At 53.4% G+C, this 22,802-nt stretch carries 17 protein-coding genes; 14 read left to right on the forward strand and 3 right to left on the reverse strand.

Annotation, left to right across the window (positions count from 1 at the left end):
• Positions 1 to 105 precede the first annotated feature (105 nt).
• Positions 106 to 1,563, reverse strand: a complete 1,458-nt coding sequence (locus tag WMO41_RS10700; protein WP_349229744.1) for a cell wall-binding protein — start codon at positions 1,561 to 1,563, stop codon at positions 106 to 108.
• A 250-nt stretch (positions 1,564 to 1,813) separates the two neighbouring features.
• Between WMO41_RS10700 and WMO41_RS10705 the strand changes: the two genes are divergently transcribed.
• The 10 genes from WMO41_RS10705 (at position 1,814) to WMO41_RS10750 (ending at position 17,137) form a co-directional block, all read left to right on the forward strand.
• Positions 1,814 to 3,883 (forward strand): thiamine pyrophosphate-binding protein, encoded by a 2,070-nt coding sequence (locus WMO41_RS10705; protein ID WP_349229745.1) that lies wholly within the window; start codon positions 1,814 to 1,816, stop codon positions 3,881 to 3,883.
• Positions 3,883 to 4,821 carry an NAD-dependent epimerase/dehydratase family protein gene (locus tag WMO41_RS10710; protein WP_349229746.1) on the forward strand — a complete coding sequence of 313 codons (939 nt, stop codon included), beginning with the start codon at positions 3,883 to 3,885 and terminating at the stop codon, positions 4,819 to 4,821. Before WMO41_RS10705 ends, WMO41_RS10710 begins: the two co-directional genes overlap by 1 nt.
• Positions 4,769 to 6,013 (forward strand): class I SAM-dependent methyltransferase, encoded by a 1,245-nt coding sequence (locus WMO41_RS10715; protein ID WP_349229747.1) that lies wholly within the window; start codon positions 4,769 to 4,771, stop codon positions 6,011 to 6,013. The genes WMO41_RS10710 and WMO41_RS10715 overlap by 53 nt, the downstream gene beginning before the upstream one ends.
• 96 nt (positions 6,014 to 6,109) lie before the next feature.
• The gene (locus WMO41_RS10720; RefSeq protein WP_349229748.1) at positions 6,110 to 7,042 is read left to right on the forward strand and encodes an NAD-dependent epimerase/dehydratase family protein; all 933 of its coding nucleotides are present in this window, start codon (positions 6,110 to 6,112) and stop codon (positions 7,040 to 7,042) included.
• Positions 7,043 to 7,065: 23 nt separating this feature from the next.
• Positions 7,066 to 8,007: a glycosyltransferase family 2 protein gene (locus WMO41_RS10725; RefSeq protein WP_349229749.1), complete on the forward strand. Its 942-nt coding sequence runs from the start codon at positions 7,066 to 7,068 to the stop codon at positions 8,005 to 8,007.
• 44 nt (positions 8,008 to 8,051) lie between these two features.
• Complete coding sequence (locus WMO41_RS10730; RefSeq protein ID WP_177291709.1) at positions 8,052 to 10,256, forward strand: glycosyltransferase; 2,205 nt, start codon at positions 8,052 to 8,054, stop codon at positions 10,254 to 10,256.
• A 15-nt stretch (positions 10,257 to 10,271) separates the two neighbouring features.
• Positions 10,272 to 11,270 carry a glycosyltransferase family 2 protein gene (locus tag WMO41_RS10735; RefSeq protein WP_349229750.1) on the forward strand — a complete coding sequence of 333 codons (999 nt, stop codon included), beginning with the start codon at positions 10,272 to 10,274 and terminating at the stop codon, positions 11,268 to 11,270.
• Between the two features lie 146 nt (positions 11,271 to 11,416).
• Positions 11,417 to 12,838, forward strand: a complete 1,422-nt coding sequence (locus WMO41_RS10740; RefSeq protein WP_349229751.1) for an undecaprenyl-phosphate glucose phosphotransferase — start codon at positions 11,417 to 11,419, stop codon at positions 12,836 to 12,838.
• Positions 12,839 to 12,880: 42 nt separating this feature from the next.
• A complete protein-coding gene (locus tag WMO41_RS10745) occupies positions 12,881 to 15,157 on the forward strand; it encodes an LCP family protein (RefSeq protein WP_349229752.1) in 2,277 nt (758 codons plus the stop codon).
• Between the two features lie 201 nt (positions 15,158 to 15,358).
• Positions 15,359 to 17,137: a S1C family serine protease gene (locus WMO41_RS10750; RefSeq protein ID WP_349229753.1), complete on the forward strand. Its 1,779-nt coding sequence runs from the start codon at positions 15,359 to 15,361 to the stop codon at positions 17,135 to 17,137.
• 79 nt (positions 17,138 to 17,216) lie between these two features.
• Here the strand turns inward: WMO41_RS10750 and WMO41_RS10755 are convergent, their stop codons facing one another.
• Positions 17,217 to 18,992, reverse strand: coding sequence for a S8 family peptidase (locus WMO41_RS10755; RefSeq protein ID WP_349229754.1), 1,776 nt, complete (start codon positions 18,990 to 18,992; stop codon positions 17,217 to 17,219).
• A 188-nt stretch (positions 18,993 to 19,180) separates the two neighbouring features.
• Here WMO41_RS10755 and WMO41_RS10760 point away from each other — a divergent pair, with 188 nt between their 5' ends.
• Together WMO41_RS10760 and WMO41_RS10765 are read left to right on the forward strand one after the other, a co-directional pair.
• The gene (locus tag WMO41_RS10760) at positions 19,181 to 19,690 is read left to right on the forward strand and encodes a signal peptidase II (protein ID WP_177291395.1); all 510 of its coding nucleotides are present in this window, start codon (positions 19,181 to 19,183) and stop codon (positions 19,688 to 19,690) included.
• A 36-nt stretch (positions 19,691 to 19,726) separates the two neighbouring features.
• Positions 19,727 to 21,034, forward strand: coding sequence for a CNNM domain-containing protein (locus tag WMO41_RS10765; protein WP_177291394.1), 1,308 nt, complete (start codon positions 19,727 to 19,729; stop codon positions 21,032 to 21,034).
• A 100-nt stretch (positions 21,035 to 21,134) separates the two neighbouring features.
• Here the strand turns inward: WMO41_RS10765 and WMO41_RS10770 are convergent, their stop codons facing one another.
• Entirely contained in the window at positions 21,135 to 21,494 is a 360-nt protein-coding gene (locus WMO41_RS10770) for a TIGR04086 family membrane protein (RefSeq protein WP_349229755.1), read from the reverse strand.
• A 245-nt stretch (positions 21,495 to 21,739) separates the two neighbouring features.
• Between WMO41_RS10770 and rpsL the strand changes: the two genes are divergently transcribed.
• Both rpsL and rpsG read left to right on the forward strand, forming a co-directional pair.
• Entirely contained in the window at positions 21,740 to 22,165 is a 426-nt protein-coding gene (gene rpsL, locus WMO41_RS10775) for a 30S ribosomal protein S12 (RefSeq protein WP_118733059.1), read from the forward strand.
• A gap of 164 nt (positions 22,166 to 22,329) precedes the next feature.
• On the forward strand, positions 22,330 to 22,800 hold the full coding sequence (gene rpsG, locus WMO41_RS10780) for a 30S ribosomal protein S7 (RefSeq protein WP_118531413.1): 471 nt from the start codon (positions 22,330 to 22,332) through the stop codon (positions 22,798 to 22,800).
• Positions 22,801 to 22,802 lie beyond the last annotated feature (2 nt).

Consider the following 22,802-nt stretch of genomic DNA (forward strand, 5'->3'; position numbering starts at 1 on the left):
AACGCCGGGCTTTTCGAAGCTCGGCGTTTTGTGTTGGATATATAAAATGAGCTGCCGCACGTTAGTGCGACAGCCCCATCATTTTGAACGGATGAAATTGTGTGTTTACTCCTGAATGATTCCGTTTACATCAACGGTCCAGGTTTTATCGTTGGAGTCTTTTACATCCTTGAATCCATTTCCAAGCTCCGGTTTTGCCGCGGATTTGGAAGAGGAGGATGCTTTCTGAATGGCGCCGTTGGTTCCCACCAGGTAGGATACGCCGTCTAACTGTGCCGGTGCGTAGCGCAGGTCGCGGTCTGCGTCCAGGCGCAGCCCCTGTGTGTAGACATTGTTGTCGCGCACGCCGTGGAAGCCGCGGCCCTTGTTGCCGCCGTCGGTGTAGAAGAACCAGGTCTGGTTCTCACCAAGATCCTCATCGTAGATGGTCTGTTTTCCGGTCTTCATAATGCCGTCGTCGCCAAAGTAGTAGTTTGCGGTCTGTCCGTCTTCGGTAATGACGCTCTGGAGACCGGTCTGCAGCTCGCCGCGCTCGTTGAAGCCGAAGCGCTTGCCGTCTACGGTAAATACCTGTACGCCGTTTGCCGCGTAGTACGGGCGGCCATTCTTAACATAGAAGATAAAGGTTTCGCCGTCTTCACTGATCTCCGGCGCGCCTTCCATCTGGTACCAGCCATTTCCGCGTTTGCCGTCCTCTTCGTAGAACTGATAGGAGGCGATAGCCGGAGCAGTCTGGGTCGCTGCGGCACCGGAATTGTTTTCGTTGGAAGCAGTGTCTGCGTTGGAGGCAGTTGCATTCTCAGCGTCTGCGCCGGTTTCGGCATCTGTCAGGACAGTATCATTCTGATTGCCGCCGGCCTGAGTCTGGGCGGTTTCCGGCAGGCGGAACCATCCGGTCTGCAGGATGCCGTTCTGGAAGGTGTAGTAGGAGCCGTCGATCTTGCGGTCAATCTGGTTTACAACCATGCGTCCGCTGTTGTCAAAGAAATGCCATACGGTATCCTGGTCCAGATCCTCATCCTCATTCTCCAGTTCGATCCAGCCGGTCTTCATAATGCCGTCACCCTCTTCGCCCAGATAATAGGTGGCGCCGTCTAACTCCAGCATGCCGGTCTGCATGTGGCCTTCTTCATTAAAATAGTAGTTCTTTCCGTCAATCTCCTGCCATTTGGAGACAACGCTTTTTCCGTCTTTTCCGTAGTAGTACCAGTAAGTATCCGGAGCCTCGGAATCCCACTCGTCCTCATTGGCTTCGCTGACCCACTGGTTCATGACACGGCGGCCTTCCTCGTTTACATAATACTCATCAATCATGCAGGAACGGGAAATGTAGCCGTCTTCGTTTAAGTAATACCACTCACCATCTTTCTTTTTCCAGGAATCGGTCAGGTAGTAGCCTTCGCTGTCTTTGTAGCGGAGCTCGCCGTCCTCATTCACCCAGCCGGCGGTTGCCGCCAGTACGGTGGATACGCTTCCCGGGATGGAAAGGGCAAGTGCAGGGGTTGCCGCTGACATTGCTGCCGCGGTGGATAATACAGCCAGTAATTTGTAATGTTTGTTCATAACGTTTGATTTCTCCTTTTTGCTTGTGGAAAGTTGGCCGAAAATCCGCAGTTGCATTACGGTGCCGATTATAGCGGATTTGATTCCTCTTGAAAAGTGAAGGTTACTGGAAATGGTGGCACGGTCTGCCAGCCGGAAATTCCGGGTGCAGGATGTCTGATAGTATGGTATACTAATAGCATTGAAAGAAAAGAAAGCGGCGAAAGCACCGCATGAGATCCATACAAAACACAACAGGAGGAGATTCCCAATGAAGATCAAAGTATCCAACTACATTGCCGGGAAACTGGTAGAAGCAGGCATCAATCAGGTCTTTACGGTTACAGGGGGAGGCGCCATGCATTTGAATGACGCGCTGGGCCATCAGGAAGGACTGCACTGCCTGTATCAGCATCATGAGCAGGCCTGCGCCATTGCGGCAGAGGCCTATGCCAGAATCCACAACAAGATCGGAGCGCTGTGCGTGACCACAGGCCCTGGCGGCACCAATGCCATTACCGGTGTGGTGGGCGGCTGGCTGGATTCCATCCCCATGCTTGTTTTATCCGGTCAGGTGCGCTACGACACCACTGCACGCTGGTCCGGCGTGGGCATCCGCGCCATGGGTGACCAGGAATTTGATATTGTGAAATCCATCGACTGCATGACCAAGTACAGCGAGATGGTCATTGATCCGCTGCGTATCCGCTATTGTCTGGAAAAGGCACTGTATCTGGCAACATCCGGACGTCCTGGCCCGACCTGGCTGGACATTCCGCTGGATGTACAGGGTGCGTATGTAGACACGGAGCAGCTGGCAGGTTTTGATGCTGAGGACTATGAGGCGGGCGGTACCGGCTGGGCGCTGCATACCGTTGGCATGGACCACACCTCCGGCGCGGCTGTATTTGCCGGAGCAACTGAGGAAACAGAAAAGAAAGCCGTTCTGGCAGGGGTACATGGCACCGAGGGAACCAGTGAGGTAGAGCCGCCGCATGCGATCCCGGAGGATTATGCCGGAAAGGGCGAGCACCGTCAGGTACTTCCGAAAAAAGTTTCCAGAGAAACAGCAAGAGAGATCATCGAGAAGATCAAAAACGCGAAACGTCCGGTTCTGTACGCGGGTAACGGAATCCGTATTGCCGGAGCGTTTGACGCCTTCATGGAAGTGGCAGACGGACTGGGCATTCCGGCGGTAGTGGGCTGGAATGCCGATGACTGCATGTACGATGACTGTCCGTGGTATGTGGGCAGACCGGGCAACATGGGCGACCGCCCAGGCAATTTGGCCGTGCAGAACAGTGACCTGGTATTTTCCGTGGGAAGCCGCTTAAGCATCCGCCAGGTGGGCTATAATTACAAGACCTGGGCCCGGGAGGCCTATGTGATCGTGAACGATATCGATCCGGAGGAGTTAAAGAAGCCGAGTGTGCATGTGGACATGCCGGTTCACGCGGACGCGAAGGATCTCATGGAGACTATGGCTGCGGTTCTTCGGGAAGAATATGACAAGAAGCCGGTATTTGACGGCGGCGAGGGCCTGCCGGGCATGACCTGGAGCGAGACCTGCCGCATGTACCGCGAGAAATATCCTACCATCCGCAAGGAGCAGTTAAAGCCGGATCCGACCCGGGAGGCGAATGTCTACGCAGTTGTGGAAGCACTCAGCAGCCGCTTAAGTGAAGACCAGATCACGGTAGTCGGCAACGGTTCTGCCTGTGTGGTAGGCGGCCATGCTTACATCATGAAGAAAGGACAGCGGTTCTTATCCAACTCCGCGATCGCTTCCATGGGTTATGACCTTCCGGCGGCTATTGGCGCCTGCATGGCAGCCCATGATCCGGAGCATGAGGGAGACGGCTACAGCAAACACGATATCATTCTGCTGACCGGCGAGGGCAGCATTCAGATGAATATTCAGGAGCTGCAGACCATCATCCACCACAAGATGCCGATCAAGATCTTCCTGATCAACAACGGCGGTTACCATTCCATCCGCCAGACCCAGAAGAATTTCTTTGGCGAGCCGCTGGTGGGTATTGGCGTGGACAGCCATGACTTAAGCTTCCCGGATATGGAGAAGCTGGCCGCGGCTTACGGCTATCCTTATGTTGTGGCACATCACAATGAGGAACTGGCTGAGGCTGTAGAGAAGACCCTGGCCATGGACGGCCCGGTGATCTGCGAATTCTATGTGACCACAGACCAGAACTTTGAGCCGAAGTCCTCCGCAAAGCGTCTGCCGGACGGTACGTTAGTATCTCCGCCGCTTGAGGATCTTTCCCCATTCCTTCCGGATGAGGAGATGGACAAACTGATGATCATTCCGAGGATAAAATAATGCAGGTTGTAGTAACAGGCGCCACAAGCTTTATCGGCGCGGCAACAGTGAAAAAATTAATGGAGGCGGGGCACCAGGTTTTTGCGGTGGTCCGCCCCGCTTCGTCTAATATGAAGCATCTGGAAGAGCTGGCATCCGGAGATTTGAGCGGGCTTGTGACCATTTGCCCGCTGGATCTTGCGGATATCCGGACGCTGCACGGCTTTTCGGCAGATGCCTGGGTCCACATTGGCTGGGACGGCGCGGGCAGCGACAACCGCACAAAGCGGGATGTGCAGCAGCGCAATGTCACCTATGCCCTGGACGCGGTGGAGGCAGCAGCAGCCCTTGGCTGCCGCCGCTTTTTGTTTACCGGTTCCCAGGCGGAGTACGGAGTCTGGCACCAGACCGTGGCAGAGGATACGCCCTGTCATCCGGTGTCTGAATATGGCAAGGCAAAGGTGGATTTTTGCGAAAAAGCGAAAATACTTTGCAAACAGAAGAATATGGAGTATATTCATACGAGGATATACAGTGTGTACGGCCCGGGGGATCATCCCTGGTCCCTGGTGCAGTCCTGCCTGCGCACCTTTTGCGAGGGCGGCAGCATGAAGCTTGGGGAGTGTACACAGAACTGGAATTTTCTTTATATCGATGACGCGGCAGCGGCCCTGGTCTCCCTGCTTACGGAGGCTCCGGCCGGTGTCTACAATATTGGCAGCAGCGACACCAGGCCGCTCCGGAGCTACATTGAGGAAATGTATGCTCTGTGTGGACATCGTGGAAGCTACAGCTATGGAGCACGCCCCCAGAATGCGGAGGGACCGGCAGACCTGATGCCGGACATCAGCCGGATTCTGCGGGAGACTTCCTGGCGGCCTGCCACAACATTTGCGGAGGGAATTTATGAAACATTGCATAGCCTGCGGGAAACTCCTGCCGGAACAGAGCCTCTTTGAGCTAACATCCGCCCCGGCTTCGGCCCAGGACATTCCGGATGCGAAGGAAGTGCAGCAGGATGAGGGTGTGACCCTTCATCTGCGCCAGTGCGGCGGCTGCGGGCTGGTTCAGTTTGACTGCGAGCCGGTGTCTTATTACCGCGACGTGATCCGGGCGGGCGGTGGTTCTTCCACCATGCGGGAGCTGCGCACCAGCCAGTACCGTCACCTGATCGAGACTTATCACCTGGAAGGAAAGACCTTCTTTGAGGCGGGGTGTGGACGGGGCGAATTCCTGAAATTTTTGCAGGAGTTCCCGGTAGAAATTTACGGTATGGAGCACAAGGCAGACCTGGTGGAGACCGCCCAGGCAGAAGGACTTCATGTCTGGAGAGAGTTCCCGGAGCGGGAAGACCAGCGTTTTGGCCATTCGCCGGAGGCATCCATGCTGCAGGAGAGCGGCTGGAGTGTGCCGGAGAAGCCCTTTGATGTGTTCTTATCCTTTAACTTTTTAGAACACCAGCCAAGGCCGGATGTGATGCTGAAGGCCATCTGGAATAATCTGGCGGAGGACGGCATGGGCCTTGTGACTGTGCCGAGCCTGGAGTATATTCTGGAAAAGGAAAGCTACTATGAGCTGATCCGCGACCACATTGCCTACTACACCTTTGATACGCTGCGGGCGCTGTTAAACCATTGTGGTTTTGAGGTGCTGGAGGAGGAGATGATCAACCGGGATACCCTGTCCATGGTTGTGAGAAAGACGGCAATGCCGGAGACAGATGCGGATGTCAGTGCTGCAGGCTCCGTTCAGAGCGGCACACCGTCGGGCGCCACCATCATCGCCCCTCTGACCGAGGGCTATAAGATCGTAACCGGCGAGGTGCGCGCGCTGACCGACCGTCTGGTCCGTGAAGGCAAGCGTCTTGCCATGTGGGGCGCCAGCCATCAGGGCTTTACCCTGGCATCCACGTCGGAGCTTGGGGAGCATCTGGCTTATATCATCGATTCAGCCCCGTTCAAGCAGGGGCGGTTCGCGCCGGCATCCCATGTGCCGATTGTGGCTCCGGATCATTACTTTGAGGATCCGGTGGACGCGGTTCTGATCGTGGCGCCGGGTTATACCGATGAGATTGCGGGAATCATAAAGACAAAGTTCGGTGAGAAGGTGGAGACCATGACGCTCCGCACCAACCGGATCGAGCATTTATAGAGTACATGTAACTGTGAGGGTACTGAACAGTTACGAGTACATGCGGAAACTCCTGGCAGATGCTGCTCGTGGAGAAGACGCAATGATGGAGGAATTATGACAGAGCTTTCAGGAAAACAGATCGTGATGACCGGGGCCACCGGCTTTATTGGAAGCCATGTGGCGAAGCGCTTTCTGGACGAGGGGGCCGAGGTGTACTGTCTGGTGCGCCCGGAGTCGCAGAAAACAGATTGTCTTCCGGTTCATGAGCATCTGCACCGGATTCCGGCGCAGATGGATGAGGCAGTGGAGTGTGTGCCGCAGATTGGCCATGCCGACGCGTTTTTACATTTTGCGTGGCGCGGCGTGAACCGCCAGGAGATCGACTCTCCCGAGGTGCAGAAGTTAAACATCGACGGCTCCCTGCGCTGCATCGAGGCGGCAAAGCTTTTAGGCTGTCAGGTGTTTATGGACGCGGGATCCCGTGTGGAGTATGGAATTACGTCTGACGGCACCATGGAAGAATCCATGGAGTGCCATCCGGTCAACGAATATGGAAAAGCCAAGCTTGCGTTCTTTAAACAGGCGAAGGAGTTATGCCGCGAGATGCAGATGACGTATTATCATCTGCGGTTTTTCAGCGTTTACGGAAAAGGCGACCATCCGTGGTCCATCATTTCCACGCTGACAAGGGAACTGCCGGAGGGAAAGACGGTTTCCTTAAGCGCCTGCCGCCACCGCTGGAATTTTATGGATATTGCGGATGCCTCCCGCGCTGTGGTGGAGCTGTACCGTTACAGTGACGGCCACCGGGGCGAGTGCTGCGCGGTGAACGTGGCTTCGGAGGATACCCGGGTGCTGCGGGACTTTGTGGAGGAAATCCACAGCCTCTGCGGCGGAAGGGGAAAACTGGAATATGGAAGCTTTGTCCAGGCGAAGGAGGGCGCGCTTTCCATCTGCCCGGTCAATGAAACGATCAAAAGGCTGACGGACGGCACCTGGAAGGAGCAGGTTTCCTTTGCGGAGGGAATCCGGCGGATGCTTGAATAATACAATTTTGGAAGGAAACGATTATGAAAAAGATCAGTGTGCTGATCCCCTGCTACAACGAACAGGAAAATGTAGAGGCCATCAGCAAAGCGGTGCTGGAGACCCTGACACGGGATCTGCCCCAGTACGACTATGAGCTGGTGTTCATCGACAACGACTCAACCGATGACACCCGCCCGATCCTGCGCAGGCTCTGCGCGGAAAACCCGAAGATCAAGGCCATTTTCAACGCCCGCAATTTCGGCCAGTTCAACTCTCCGTATTACGGCATGCTGCAGGTGACCGGAGATTGCGTCATTGAGATGGTGGCAGATTTCCAGGATCCGGTGGACATGATCCCGAAATACGTAAAGGCCTGGGAAGAAGGCTACAAGATCGTCATCGGCATCAAGACCAGCAGTAAGGAAAACAAGATCATGTACGCACTCAGAAGCTTCTATTATAAGACCATCAAGAAGCTGTCTGACGTAGAGCAGATTGAGCATTTTACCGGATCCGGGCTTTATGACCGGGATTTTATTGAGGTCTTAAGAAATCTGGATGATCCGACCCCGTTTCTGCGCGGCATTGTGGCAGAGCTTGGCTATAAGCGCAAGGAGATTCCTTACGAGCAGCCGAAGCGCCGGGCCGGAAAGACTCACAACAATTTCTACCGTCTGTATGATGCGGCTATGCTCAGCGTAACTTCCTACACCAAGGCGGGCCTGCGCCTGGCAACCTTTGTGGGTGCCATCAGTGCCTTCTTAAGCATGGTGGTAGCCATTGTGTACCTGGTTATGAAGCTGATCTGGTGGGACCGTTTCCCGGCTGGCATGGCACCGATGCTCATCGGCATGCTGTTTCTGGGGTCGGTGCAGATCTTTTTCATCGGTATGGTGGGAGAGTATGTGCTTTCCATCAACCAGCGCGTGATGCACCGTCCGCTTGTTGTGGAAGAAGAACGTCTGAATTTTGAGGAAAAATAACTGTGATGGCAGTGCCGCACGGTTACGAGGAGAAATAATTTGTTATGAAATACAAGATTGATGTGGTAAGAATCCGGGAAAACTCCATTCAGTTAAACGGATGGGTCATCGGAAAGACACCGGAGTCCAGAGCGGAGTTTGAGGTTCTGGACCAGAACAGAAGGCCGCTGGATATCAAATATGTGGCAACCCGCAGAGATGATGTCAGCCAGATCTATTACAAGCAGGTCTATGACCGGGATTATGGCTTTGATATTCAGTTCCCATACGAGCGCGGCGCGGATTACTGGCTGGTGATCCGCTGTGATGGAAAGACGGCCCGGGTGAAATATAATGAGGAGCTGATCGCGAAGCGGGCCAGCGTGGCACACAAGCGCATGGAAAAGATCAAGGATCTCATGAACATGGAGACCGTGCATGTGGCGCTGGAATTTGGAAAAAAACATGGCTTAAAGGCCCTGCTTTTAAAGTCCCGCCACAAGCTGCAGGGACTGGATAACGACTATGACTACGGTGAGTGGTATGAGCTGACCCGTCCGAAGGAGGAAGAACTGGCAGACCAGCGCGAAACGAAGTTTGCGTATGAGCCGCTGTTATCCATTGTCATTCCGGCTTACAAGACTCCGGAGAAATACCTGCGCGAGATGCTGGATTCCATTCTGGCCCAGACCTACAAAAACTGGGAGGTCTGTGTGGCCAACGGAAGCCCGAAGGGTGAGGGTGCCATTGTCAGCCGCGTCATGGCGGAGTACACAAAGAAAGACAGCCGCTTCCATGTGTCGGAGCTGGGGGATAACCTGGGCATTTCCGGCAACACCAACGCGGCCCTGGAGATGGCGAAGGGTGATTTCATCATCCTGGCAGACCATGACGACACCATTCCGGAGCATGCGCTTTACGAGGTGGCAAAGACCATCAATGAGCATCCGGACTGCGACGTGATCTACTCTGATGAAGACAAGCTGGATATGGACGGCGGCGCGCTGTTCGACCCGCATTTCAAGCCGGACTTCAACCCGGATCTCTTAACCAGCGTCAATTATATCTGCCATTTGTTTGTGGTAAAACGCAGCCTGTTAGACCAGGTGGGCGGCTTCCGTCACGAGTTTGACGGCGCCCAGGACTATGACTTTATCTTCCGCTGCACCGAGAGCGCAAAGGAAATCCGCCATATCCCGAAGGTGCTGTATCACTGGCGCTGTCATCAGGAATCCACCGCCAGCAATCCGGAGAGTAAGCTGTACGCCTTTGAGGCGGGTGCAAGAGCCATTATGGCCCATTACGAGCGCTGCGGCATCCCGGCGGAGAAGGTGGAGAAGGGCGTAGATTATGGCATTTACCACACCACCTTTAAAATTCAGGGGGATCCGCTGGTGTCCGTGATCATTCCGAACAAGGACCACAGCGTGGATCTGGACCTCTGCATCCGCTCCATCATCGAGCGGGCTACTTATAAGAACCTGGAGTTCATTGTGGTGGAGAACAACAGCACCGAGCAGGAAACCTTCGCCTACTACGAGAAGATCCAGAAGGAGTTCCCGCAGGTGAAGGTGGTGCGCTGGGAGCGGGAGTTTAACTATTCCGCCATCAACAATTTTGGAGCAACCTTCGCAAAGGGCGAATACCTGATGCTGTTAAACAACGACACCGAGATCATTGCCCCGCGCCTGTTTGAGGAGATGCTGGGCTTCTGCCAGAGAAAAGAGGTCGGCATTGTGGGTGCGCGCCTGCTTTACGAGGATGACACCATTCAGCATGCCGGTGTGGTGATCGGCTTTGGTGGTGTGGCAGGCCACACCTTTATCGGCCTGCATGAGGCAGAGAACAGCTACTTCCACCGGGCTATGTGTGCCCAGGACTACAGCGCCGTGACGGCGGCCTGCCTGATGGTGAAAAAGTCTGTGTTTGAGGAAGTGGGCGGCCTGACCGAGGAACTGGCGGTGGCTTTCAACGATGTGGACTTCTGCCTGAAGGTGCGGGCAGCCGGTTATCTGGTGGTTTACGCGCCGTATGCGGTGATGCACCACTACGAGTCCAAGTCCCGCGGTCTGGAGGATACGCCGGAGAAGGTGGCACGCTTCAACCGTGAGTGGGCGCTGGTGGCAAAACGCTGGCCGGATATTTTACAGAACGGTGATCCGTACTACAACCCGAACTTAACCCTGAGAAAATCCGATTTCTCCCTGCGGGATCTCTTAAAAGAGAAGATCGGTGAGCCGTATAAGCTGCCTGAGCTCAAAGAGCAGTAAGCTGGAGGAAGACGCATGAAAAAAGTTACGATCATCATTCCAAACTACAACGGCTTAAAATTCATGGAACCCTGTATGGCAGCTCTGGACAGGCAGCTTTGCCGTGACTTTCAACTGCTGGTGGTGGACAACGGTTCCACCGACGGCAGCGTGGAATGGCTGAAGGAGCATGGGCTTCCTTCCATTTTTCTGGAGACCAACACTGGCTTTTCCGGAGCGGTGAATGTGGGGATCCGGGCCGCAAAAACACCTTATGTGATCCTTTTAAACAATGACACCGAGGCGGAGCCGGAGTATGTGGGCGAACTGTTAAAGGCAATTGAGACTTCGCCGAAGATTTTTTCTGTCAGCCCGAAGATGATTCAGCTCTACCATAAGGAACTGATGGATGACGCCGGGGATATGTACAGCATTATGGGCTGGGCGTACCAGAGGGGCGTGGGACAGGAAATCGAACGCTATGACCGTCCCTGCCACATTTTTTCTTCCTGTGCCGGAGCGGCTATTTACCGCAGAGAGGTCTTTGAGGAGATTGGCTATTTCGATGAGATGCATTTTGCGTACCTGGAAGACATCGATGTGGGATACCGGGCGAAGATTGCGGGATACTATAATTTATACTGTCCGTCTGCAAAGGTGTTCCATGTGGGAAGCGGCACCAGCGGATCCAAGTATAACTCCTTTAAGGTAAAGCTGGCGGCCCGCAATAACGTGTACTTAAATTATAAGAACATGCCGGCCCCGCAGCTGCTGGTAAACAGTCTTCCGATTGCCGCCGGCATTGCCGGAAAGTACTGCTTCTTTAAAAAGCTGGGCTTTGAGAAGGATTATGTGGCCGGGGTTTTAGAGGGCATCCGGACCGTGAAAAAGACCCGGAAGGTTCCATACCGGAAGGAAGATTTTCGCAATTATCTTGCGATTGAATGGGAACTGATTTACGGCGCGGCGCTCTATATTTACGAGTTTTCCAGACGCCAGATCCGGAAAAAACTGGCTTCTGCAACAAAAAGTTAATAGAAATTTAATATACTGATCCAGAAAATTCGTGTATAATCGTTACGATTCCATTATGATGCCGGTAGACTGCCGTTTTGGCAGAACACTGGCAAATCCGTTGCTGTTTTGCCTGTTGAAAACAGCAGTTCATAAAGGTGGACTATATGATAAAAGATAATCAGACCAGACTGAACCGGCTGCATGTGCTTCTGGATGCACTGGTAATCGCGGTCGCCTATGTATTCAGCTGGTTTATTACACTGAAAAGCGGATTGTTCGGAGCAGATCTGGAGGCTGGTATCCTGCCGACCTGGTTTTACATGCGGGTCCTGGTGGTGGTCGTACCAGTCTATCTGCTTTTGTATACAATCTTTCATCTGTTTAAGCCGAAGCGGGTGCAGGGCAGGCGCCAGGAGTTTGCCAACATCTGCAAGGCAAACCTGATCGGACTGTTCCTCTTTGGAACAATCCTCTATCTGGGAAGAAAGAATCCGTATCTGCGGGAGTTTTCAGCAAGATTCATGGCGGGCTTCTTTCTCACCAATATCGCAGCGGAGACGCTGGAGCGAAATCTGATCCGTACCGTGCTGCGTTCCATGCGCGCGAAGGGATACAATCAGAAACATATCATTCTGGTGGGCTACAGCCGCGCGGCGGAGGGATACATTGACCGCGTGCTGGCCAATCCGGAGTGGGGCTACCGGGTACGCGGCATTCTGGATGACCACAAACCGTGGGGCTATGACTACCGCGGCATCAAGGTCATCGGAACCATGAAGGACCTAAAGCCGATTCTGGACATGAACCGTCTGGATGAGATTGCCATTACGTTAAGCCTGAAGGAATACGGCGGTCTGGAACAGATCGTGGCAGTCTGTGAGAAATCCGGCGTGCACACTAAATTTATTCCGGATTACAATAAGGTGATTCCGACAAAGCCTTACACGGAGGACCTGCAGGGGCTTCCGGTTATCAACATCCGCCATGTTCCGCTGAACGATCCGCTGAACGCGGCTATGAAGCGGGCGGTGGATATTTTCGGTGCCATTGTAGCCCTGATCCTGTTTTCCCCCATTATGCTGGTGACGGCAATTCTGATCAAGCTGACCTCTCCGGGTCCGCTGATCTACTGCCAGGAGCGGGTGGGACTTCACAACCGTCCATTTAAGATGTACAAGTTCCGTTCCATGGAGGTGCAGGCACCGGAGAAGGAAAAGAGCGAGTGGACTACGAAACGGGATCCTCGTGTGACACCCATTGGCAGAGTGATCCGCAAAACCAGCATCGACGAGATGCCGCAGCTTTTTAATGTCCTGTTTGGCAGCATGAGCCTGGTGGGGCCAAGACCGGAGCGGCCGTATTTTGTAGAGCGGTTCAAGGAAGAAATTCCAAGATACATGATCAAGCATCAGGTTCGTCCGGGCATGACCGGTTGGGCCCAGGTGAATGGCTACCGGGGCGATACTTCCATTACCAAGCGGATTGAGCACGATCTTTATTACATTGAAAACTGGACTTTGGGATTTGACTTTAAGATATTGTTTCTGACATTTTTCAAAGGCTTTATTAATAAGAACGCCTATTGACCCGGTCGCCGGAGCAGGCAGGAATGAGAATGAGGTACAAAAATGAGTCACGATTTTGACGATGAGTTAGAGCGCAGTACAGAGCGAAGAAGCAGACGCAACCCTCGCATGCGGGATACGCAGGGTTATGGTTCTTCCAGACAGGAAGATGGCTATCCGTCTGAGCGGGAACGCTGGGAGAGCCGCCAGAGGAAGCGTCAGGAAGCAGCGGAGCGGGAACTGGATGTGATGGGAGATTCCCGCATCTACGCGATTCCGAAGCAGCCAAAACGGGAAAGTGTCCAGGAGCCCGCCGGCCGGAGATACGAGCCGGACATGCTGGACGAAATGGAGAAGGGCCGTGGACGCGCAGGTTCCAGGCGGAGAAGCAGCATGAGCGGAGAAACTTCTTTCCAGGCTGCAGCCGGATCTGATTACGGACAGGACGCAGCGTTCGACGCGGATGTGCGCAGCAGTGCCGCGCGGGAGACCGCTGGCAGCCGGGCGGTTCGTGAGGCTGCGGCCGGTAAGAACGTGGGAGGCGCCAGCCGGGGCGGCGGCCGCTCGGATTTTGGCCGCAGCGAGGCAAAGAAAAAACGCAGACGCCGCATTATTGCCATGATCGTGGCAGAGTGTATCGCGCTGGTGGCCATTTTCAGCTATGCCTTTATGGCCCGCATGATGTCACAGATCCAGCGCTCCGAGGATTTCCAGATCAGCGAGATCAAGACCAACGATATCGCGATGGATGCGGAAGAGAATATGAAGGGTTACTGGACCATCGCCATTTTCGGTGTGGATGCTCGTGACAACGCCATCGAGAAATCCACGAACTCGGATGTTATTATCATCTGCAACGTGAACCGTGACACCGGCGAGATCAAGCTGGTATCCGTATACCGTGATTCTTACTTAAATATTAATGACAGTGGTTCCTACACCAAGATCAACCAGGCATATTTTGTAGGCGGCCCGAAACAGGCGGTCGAGGCGTTGAACCGCAACCTGGATCTGCAGATTCAGGATTACATGACCTTTAACTGGAAAGCCGTAGCCAACGCGATTGACGTTCTGGGCGGTGTGGACATTGAGCTGAGCAAGGCGGAGTTCTTCTATATTAACTCCTTCATTACCGAGACGGTAAAGGCAACCGGCATTGGCTCCCACCAGCTGAAACAGGCAGGCATGAACCATTTAGACGGTGTTCAGGCGGTAGCGTACGGACGTCTTCGTCTCATGGATACCGACTACGCGCGTACCGAGCGCCAGCGTAAGATCATTGCGCAGGCGTTTGAGAAATCCAAGAAAGCCGATTTCCAGACTCTGTACACCCTGATCGGAACGGTGTTCCCGCAGGTATCTACCAGTATCGGAGTAGATGACCTGGTAAGCAATGCCAAAAATATCAGCAAGTTCCATCTGGGAGAGACCACCGGATTCCCGCAGGCACGTGGCGACGCGAACATGGGCAAGAAGGGGGCCGTGGTTGTTCCGGCTACTCTGGAGAGCAATGTCATTGAACTGCACAAGTTCCTCTTTGGCGACGAAGATTATACTCCGTCTGAGACCGTTAAGAAGATCAGCGCGAAGATTTCTTCCGATACCGGCATTTATAAAGAAGGACAGTTTGTGGGTAATGTCGGAACCGGCGGCGGTGTGGTACAGCCGCAGAAGACCAAGGCGGCTTCCACCAAATCCTCCGAAAAGTCCAAGGATGAGGAAGGCTACCAGACTGTATATGAGTACGACAAAAACGGCAAGAAAGTCAGCAAAAAGCTTAAGATGGAGACCGATGCGGACGGTAAGTATGTAAAGTACGAGACCGACGCAGACGGATTCCTCGTAAAGGATGAGACAATTTCCGGCAGCCACAGCGTTACAACAGCGGTAGAGACCGATGAAAATGGAAACCTGAAAGAGTCCGAAAGCCGCAATAACCATAAGAACAATGAGAGTTCGGCCAGCGAATCCGGAATTGCGGATACTAAAGTAACAGACCGGCCGGGAGGCACATCGGAGAGTACTTCCGCGTCTCATCCGGGAAGCACCACGGAGAGCAGTTCAGCCAGCCATCCGGGAAGTTCTACCACCCCGACTACGGCGGCGTCTCATCCGGGCAGCATCAGTGAGAGTACATCGTCCGGTTCCGGCAGCACGGTTCCGACTGCGGCGTCCCATCCGGGAAGCAGCACCACGCCAACCAGCGCGGCCAGCCATCCGGGCAGCACGTCCACGACGCCAACCAGCCCGGGCACCGGAAATGTTTCATCCGGTGGACCATCCGGAAGCGGAAACAGTTCTTCTTCTGTATCGGGAACCGTAGCGGGACCGGGACAGTAAGAAAAACAATATCATAAAGTAACGAAAATGCCAGGGGCGCCAGATTGGCGCCCCTGGCATTTTTTGTATGGGAATCGGGTTTTATTTGGGGAGAGGCAGTGTTCACAATTAAATTGAAAAGGGAACACAATTGCAACACATTTTTCTGTTATAGTTCTTTACAGAGTTAAGGAAAAGAAGTACAGAAAGGAGATCATCATTATGTACGAAGAAGATAGAGATAACAGAGAACATGATTCGGAAGCTGGTTACAGTGACCGCACCGATGAACATATGGAATACCGCAGTGAAGCATCTCGCAGGGAAGAAAATCCGGAGATCAGAAGCGAGCAGCATCTGACACAGGAAGGCAGTCAGAATAACAGTGCATGGCAGTCCGTTGCGCAGGAAAGCAGCCAGAATAACAGCGCATGGCAGTCCGCACCACAGGGAAATAACCAGAACAGCAGTGCATGGCAGTCCGCTTCGCAGGGAGACAGCCAGAGCAGCAGCGCATGGCAGTCCGCACCACAGGGAAATAGCCAGAACAGCAGTGCATGGCAGCCTGCTCCGCAGGGAGACAGCCAGAGCAGCAGTGCATGGCAGTCAACCCCGCAGGGAAGTGCAGCTTCCTGGAGCGCTCAGGGTTCTGCCCAGGACAGCAGACAGGCAGATGCCCAGGCACAGGAACAGCATCATACAACCGGCGGCTGGGCACCGCGCAGACCGGAGTTCCATCACGCCTCTCATCAGAGACCGGAACACACAAAACGCAGTGGCCGTAGCCTGGCAGGAAAGATTGCCGGTGTTACCGCGGCAGCAGTCCTGTTTGGCACGGTAGCCGGTGGCACGATGTTTGCGGTAGATACCGCGGGCGAGTACCTGAAGGGACAGTACACCACCATTGGTCAGACTGAGACGCAGGCGCAGGTAAAGGTAGCGCAGGATGATGACGGCAGCAGCACCACTGCCGGAGCACCGGTTACCTCCGCAATTCAGACCGATGTTTCTTCTATTGTTGAGAAAGCTATGCCGTCCGTTGTTGCCATCAACAACACCATGGTCATGCAGCAGCAGACCTGGTTCGGACCGAGCCAGACCGTAGAAGTTCCGAGCAGCGGCTCCGGAATCATTGTGGGCCAGAATGATGAAGAACTTCTGATTGTAACCAACAACCACGTAGTTGCGGACTCCAAAGAACTGACCGTTACCTTCATTGATAACTCCCAGGTCAGTGCAGCCATCAAGGGTACGGATTCCGAGACGGACCTGGCAGTCATTGCCATCCCGTTAAAGGATATCCCGTCTGACACCATGAGTCAGATCAAAGTCGCAACCCTCGGTGATTCCGACGCGTTAAAGGTTGGCCAGGGCGTCATTGCCATTGGTAATGCCCTTGGTTATGGCCAGTCCGTAACAGTAGGTTATGTCAGCGCATTAAACCGTGAAGTGAAGGCAGAGGATCAGACCAGCCGCACTCTGCTCCAGACCGATGCAGCCATCAACCCTGGTAACAGTGGCGGCGCTCTTTTAAATATGAAGGGCGAGGTTATTGGCATCAACGCAGCCAAGTATTCTTCCACTGAGGTGGAAGGTATGGGTTACGCCATCCCGATCTCTCAGGCACAGGATATCATCAACGAGCTGATGAACAAGAAGACCCGTGTCGCAGTCGATGAGGCAGAGCAGGGTTATCTGGGAATTCAGGGCCAGAATATTGATGAGACCGCAGCAAGTATGTATGGCATGCCGAGAGGTATCTATGTATACAAGATCGTAGAGGACAGTGCGGCATCCCAGTCCGATTTAAGAGAAAAGGATATCATCACCAAGTTCGACGGTCAGACTGTCCGCACCATGGCAGATTTGAAAGATATGCTGACCTACTACAAAGGCGGCGACACCGTGAACTTAACCGTACAGTCCCTGGAGAATGGACAGTATGTAGAACGTACCGTACAGATTACCCTGGGAACCAAACCGGCCGGTGAGACCAACTAAAAATAACCATATGATATGATGTATCAAGGCCGTGGAAACCGCCATGAAGCGGTTCCTGCGGCCTTTGCGGTATACAGATTTACTCTCGCAGAAGCAGAAATGCCCGGTACAGATTCAGCGTTCCATATCCCCACTGGCGGTTGGGATAGCGGAACGCTTCTTTTCTGTCCGCTCCGCGGATGAGAATGGATTTTACGGAGATGCTGGTGAGGGTCAGGTCGTTTCCCTGGGTGAAGCCCCAGGAGAAGAGTGAGGCCACGGCTCCGGCGGTGATGGCGGCGGCCACGGAGGAGCCGGTCTTTCGGGTGAGCGGGCTTGTGGCGGATGACGAGATTGCTTCGCGGGTGGAGCCGGAAAAGGTGCTGCCATCCTGGCGAGGCAGTCCAGGCCCCTGTACTTCCACGCCGGGAGCGGCAAAATCCGGCTTGATCTGTCCGGTGGCAGTGAAGCCGCGGCTGCTGTGGATGTAAAGACTTCCGGTAACATGGTTGTATGTGCTGACGGTTAAGAGCAGAGGCGCGTTGCCGGGATCCGTAATGGTGATATCCGGGTCGGGCCGGAGAAATCCGGTGTCTTCGGTAAGGAATTCCTGCATGGGAAGCCAGATGTGAAACTGCCCGGAGACAAACAGCGTGGGATAGACCCGGATATGCCAGATGCCGGGGGCCGGAGCAGTAAAACGCAAAAAGGCCAGAAACCGTCCGGAGGAAGCCTCTGTGATCTGATAACTGATGAAAATGCGGGTGGCATCAAGCTGGAAGGAGACGGTGGTTTCCTGTCCCACCGCCAGAGGGATCCGCTCAATGACTTCCCCGGAGGGAGAGACGAAGCCTACCGTGTAAAGCTCCGAAACATCGGCCCAGAGTTCCATGGAAAATCCGGCGGTGGAATCCGCTACACGCAGTTCCACATCCTCATATGCCTGATCCGGGGAAAGACGGCCCGGATAGTGATGCCGGAATCCGGCTTCATTTCCGGCACCGGTGACGCAGGCAAAACCGCGGGTGCCGCTTAAGGCCTGCAGCTGCATGGCCAGGGGAGAGATCCCGCTGTGGCTTCCCTGTGCGGTTCCAACGCCCAGAAGGAGGACCAGTGGCAGCCGGTACTGACCGGCAATGCCGAGAAGAAAGGCGGCAGCGGTCATGATGTCATTTTCCTGGTAAGCGTCCGCGTCAGCCGGAACTGCAAAGAATTCCCGCAGATACTGCTTGGCAGGTTTTAACCGCACCACCGCCAGCGCGGCGTCCGGGGCAGCACCGGAAAACGTGGTGGGACTCTGAATCTGGCGGCCCGCGGCAACACCGGCCAGAAAGGTTCCATGACCGTTGATATCGGTGGAGGGCACCAGCTCAAATGGGTTTTCGGAGTCCAGAGCGCGGCTTAAGTCCTCCTGACTGTAGACGGTGCCGTAGAATGGCTGGAATCCCGCCACCGGCTCCGGGGAAGCTTCCCTTTCCATGGTCTGATCCCAGAGCCGTAAGATCCGGCTAGTGCCATCCGGGTTTTGAAACAGAGGATTGGTGTAGTCGATTCCGGTATCAATCAGTCCGATGAGGACGCCCTGTCCGGTACTCATGAGATTTGGCTGGGAAAAGACCGGGAGGATTCCGGCAGCTTCCAGCGCGGTGGTATCCTGAAGACCGTAAAGCTTTGGAATGGCAGAGTAGGTATGCTGCGTAAAACTTAAGGGAAGAACACCGGAAAGCGGCGCGTGGACAATGGCATATTCCTGACTGACCAGATTCACACACCGGGTTCCGGCAAGCTCATAGAGGGATTCTACGGCCCTCGGGGAATACCGGACAATGAAATCGGCAATATCTTCCGAGGCGGGGGAAACATTGCAGGAAATCATAAAAACTCCCGGAGTCTTTTCCTGTCAGTATATGAGCAGCACAGAGAACCGGTTACAATTTGACGCCATCCGCTTTTGATAGTACAATGAGGGTACTGAACAGTTACCAATGAGGGTAACTGCGCGGCGGCCGGGTTGCCGCTGCCACGATCGTGTGTGGATATTTGGAAAATCAGGAGGAACGAGTTATGCTTTATACAGGAATCATTGCAGCGCTGTCATCACTGGATCTTGGCATCAAATGGCTGATTGAGCGGGAAAAACCGGAAGACTTTCCCAAACCTCTGCCGCATACAAAGGAAAAAATCCTGCTTTACCGGAACCACAACGCAGGATTTCCCTTCGGCTTTCTGGAACAGCATGGAGAACTTGTGCGGATGCTCCCGCTGGCGGTTATTTCCGGTCTGGCCGGTTTTCTGACCGCAATTCTTCCTCAGAAAGACAAAAAAGTACAGAAGCTGGGTATTGCCATCATTCTGGGGGGTGCCATCAGCAACCTTTATGACCGCGTGGTGCGGCGTTATGTGGTGGATTACTTCAGCATTCAGTGTGGAAAACTGAAGGGTGTGGTCTTTAATCTTGGGGATATCTTTGTATTTCTTGGTTCCGGCATCCTGTTTGGGGAGGAGATCATAAAGGAGATACGCAGCGCTTTTTCAAAGAAAACTCCGGTTGACAGCAGTCGGAAAACCATGTAAAATCGTATGAAAATATAAAAGGAGCGAAATAATTCTATGTTAGATTCAGGAGACAGTACGGGCATACAACTGGCAGCAGTGATCATCCTGCTGATGTTATCAGCATTTTTTTCCTCGGCGGAGACTGCCCTGACTACGGTAAACAAGGTGCGTGTGCGGACTCTGGCAGAGGGCGGTGACAAGCGCGCGGCCATGGTGGCAGCGGTGATTGAAGATCCGGCCAAGATGCTCAGCACCATTCTGATCGGCAATAACATTGTGAACCTGTCAGCCTCTTCCCTGATGACGACCCTGACTCTGCGCCTGTTTGGCAATGCGGCAGTTGGTGTCGCTACCGGTGTGCTGACGCTGCTGATTCTGGTCTTTGGTGAGATTACGCCCAAAACCATGTCTACGCTGTACGCGGAGAAGATTTCCTTTGCTTACGCGGGCATCATTCACGTGCTGATGGTAGTCCTGACTCCGGTAATCGTTATCGTCAATAAGCTGTCTATGGGAGTGCTTTTCCTTCTTCGGGTAGACCCGAACAAAAAGCAGGAACCCATGACTGAGGATGAGCTTCGCACCATCGTAGAAGTAAGCCATGAAGAAGGCGTTATTGAGAGCGAAGAAAAGAAGATGATCAACAACGTGTTCGATTTCGGAGATGCCGTGGCGAAAGATGTCATGGTGCCGCGTATCGACATGGTCATGGTAGAGGTAAACGCGACTTTCAGCGAGCTTATGGAACTGTTCCAGAAGGAGCGCTTCACCCGTATTCCGGTCTACGAGGAGAACACGGACAATGTCATCGGCATTGTAAATATGAAGGATTTCATCCTGTTCGATCACGAGAAAGAAAAGAACTTCTCCATCCGTGATTATCTGCGCCAGCCGCTCTATACCTATGAATACAAGAAGACAGCCGAGCTGATGCTGGAGATGCGAAAAACCTTCAATAACATTGTCATTGTATTGGACGAGTACGGCGCCACGGCAGGTCTCATCACCCTGGAGGATATGCTGGAGGAAATTGTCGGAGAGATCCGCGATGAGTATGACCAGGATGAGGAGGACGAAGTAAAAGAAATCGGCCCGGATGAATATCTGGTAAATGGTTCTGCCAAGCTGGACGATTTAAACGACCGCCTGGGACTGGAACTGGAATCCGAGGATTACGACTCCATTGGCGGCCTGGTGATCGGTCTGTTGGACCATCTGCCGGAGGAAGGCGAGGAAGTCGATTACGAAAATCTTCATTTAAAGGTAGAAGAGATGGACAAAAACAGGGTTGGAAAGATCCGCATTCAGATCCATCATCCGGAGGAAACGGAAGACAAGGAAGAAGAAAAGGCTGCGGAATAGACAGCGAGGTTCTGTGCCGAAACAAAAACGCAGCAGAACAGTGAAAAAGAAGGAGATGCCGTAAGGTGTCTCCTTCTTTGCGTCGCGCAGCATGGGCCGCTTAGCTTAAAATTCCCCCGACCGTGCCGCCGGCCGCGCAGCAGGCCAGCACCGGCATCATCCGGGAAAGCTCCGGTATCTGGCCGTGGCGCAGCAGGATGGACGCGGCAAACAGAGCCAGAAAATACAGCACTCCGGTGAGCAGCCCCCAGAAAAATCTCCGGCTGCGAAGCGCCTTGCCACAGAGCAGGCCGCCCACAAGGCAGGAAATGACATACAGGGCGTAGACCGCGGGCGCAATCTGGGATTCTTTCAGCTTCAGCCGGTACAGAACGAAGGTCAGGATGAACAAGAGCAGGGCAGATAAGAGATAGGAAGCGACAAGGGAAATTAAAACAGCTTTCGGGCGGGATGGCAGCATAAAACCTCTCCTTTTGGGAATACTCTGATTGCTTCATTCTATTCCGGGCTGTCCGATAATATACGCAATGGAAAGAATGGCTTAAATACAAAGAAAAACAGGCTAAAATTACAAAAATATTCTTGACATGCTATCGCCAAACGGATATAATGATATGGCGTGCGAAAATCGCAGGATTTTTTGATGCGCAAAAAGCTGAAAAGAATTACAGCAACCAACAGACAATATCACAGGAGGTGAAAGGAATGCCAACATTCAACCAGTTAGTGAGAAAGGGAAGACAGACCGCAGAAAAGAAGTCTACTGCACCGGCTCTGCAGAGAGGATACAACTCCTTACAGAAACGTGCAACCAGCACTTCTTCTCCGCAGAAGAGAGGTGTCTGCACCGCAGTTAAGACTGCAACCCCGAAGAAGCCGAACTCTGCACTTCGTAAAATCGCCAGAGTACGTCTTTCTAACGGTATCGAGGTAACCAGCTACATCCCGGGCGAGGGACACAACTTACAGGAGCACAGCGTAGTATTAATTCGTGGTGGTCGTGTTAAGGACCTTCCGGGTACCAGATACCACATCATCAGAGGTACTCTTGATACCGCAGGCGTAGCCAACAGAAAGCAGGCTCGTTCCAAGTACGGCGCTAAGAGACCGAAAGACGCTAAGAAGAAATAAGTAACAACTTACACTAGTAGTACCACTAACGTAAGTAAAAGTAGTTAGTGCCGGGATGATATTGCCTGTGGTTGCAGGAATAGATAGAACCGTGCGCGAACACATTTTTATGGAAACATGTGAGTACCTATGAATTAATTTCTATAATTAAGGAGGGAAGTAACGTGCCACGTAAAGGACATATTCAGAAAAGAGATGTATTAGCAGATCCTTTATACAACAACAAGGTTGTAACCAAGCTGATCAACAACATCATGCTTGACGGTAAGAAGGGTGTTGCACAGAAAATCGTATACGGTGCATTCAACCGTGTAGAAGAGAAGAGCGGCAAGCCGGCTCTGGAAGTCTTCGAAGAGGCTATGAACAACATCATGCCTGTTCTGGAGGTTAAGGCAAAACGTATCGGTGGTGCTACCTATCAGGTGCCGATCGAGGTTAAGCCGGAGAGACGTCAGACCCTGGCACTTCGCTGGATCACCATGTTCTCCCGTAAGAGAGGCGAGAAGACCCAGGAAGAGAGACTGGCAAACGAGATTATGGACGCAGCAAACAACACTGGTGCATCTGTAAAACGTAAAGAAGACATGCATAAGATGGCAGAGGCTAACAAGGCCTTCTCCCACTTCAGATTCTAATA

This window comes from Ventrimonas faecis (genome assembly GCF_040096075.1).
In the GTDB taxonomy this organism is placed as follows: Bacteria; Bacillota; Clostridia; order Lachnospirales; family Lachnospiraceae; genus Brotaphodocola; species Brotaphodocola faecis.

Coding starts and splice junctions, on each gene's coding strand:
- WMO41_RS10700 (WP_349229744.1), bottom strand. CDS start 1,563: ATGAACAAACATTACAAATTACTGGCTGTATTATCCACCGCGGCAGCA.
- WMO41_RS10705 (WP_349229745.1), top strand. CDS start 1,814: ATGAAGATCAAAGTATCCAACTACATTGCCGGGAAACTGGTAGAAGCA.
- WMO41_RS10710 (WP_349229746.1), top strand. CDS start 3,883: ATGCAGGTTGTAGTAACAGGCGCCACAAGCTTTATCGGCGCGGCAACA.
- WMO41_RS10715 (WP_349229747.1), top strand. CDS start 4,769: ATGAAACATTGCATAGCCTGCGGGAAACTCCTGCCGGAACAGAGCCTC.
- WMO41_RS10720 (WP_349229748.1), top strand. CDS start 6,110: ATGACAGAGCTTTCAGGAAAACAGATCGTGATGACCGGGGCCACCGGC.
- WMO41_RS10725 (WP_349229749.1), top strand. CDS start 7,066: ATGAAAAAGATCAGTGTGCTGATCCCCTGCTACAACGAACAGGAAAAT.
- WMO41_RS10730 (WP_177291709.1), top strand. CDS start 8,052: ATGAAATACAAGATTGATGTGGTAAGAATCCGGGAAAACTCCATTCAG.
- WMO41_RS10735 (WP_349229750.1), top strand. CDS start 10,272: ATGAAAAAAGTTACGATCATCATTCCAAACTACAACGGCTTAAAATTC.
- WMO41_RS10740 (WP_349229751.1), top strand. CDS start 11,417: ATGATAAAAGATAATCAGACCAGACTGAACCGGCTGCATGTGCTTCTG.
- WMO41_RS10745 (WP_349229752.1), top strand. CDS start 12,881: ATGAGTCACGATTTTGACGATGAGTTAGAGCGCAGTACAGAGCGAAGA.
- WMO41_RS10750 (WP_349229753.1), top strand. CDS start 15,359: ATGTACGAAGAAGATAGAGATAACAGAGAACATGATTCGGAAGCTGGT.
- WMO41_RS10755 (WP_349229754.1), bottom strand. CDS start 18,992: ATGATTTCCTGCAATGTTTCCCCCGCCTCGGAAGATATTGCCGATTTC.
- WMO41_RS10760 (WP_177291395.1), top strand. CDS start 19,181: ATGCTTTATACAGGAATCATTGCAGCGCTGTCATCACTGGATCTTGGC.
- WMO41_RS10765 (WP_177291394.1), top strand. CDS start 19,727: ATGTTAGATTCAGGAGACAGTACGGGCATACAACTGGCAGCAGTGATC.
- WMO41_RS10770 (WP_349229755.1), bottom strand. CDS start 21,494: ATGCTGCCATCCCGCCCGAAAGCTGTTTTAATTTCCCTTGTCGCTTCC.
- rpsL (WP_118733059.1), top strand. CDS start 21,740: ATGCCAACATTCAACCAGTTAGTGAGAAAGGGAAGACAGACCGCAGAA.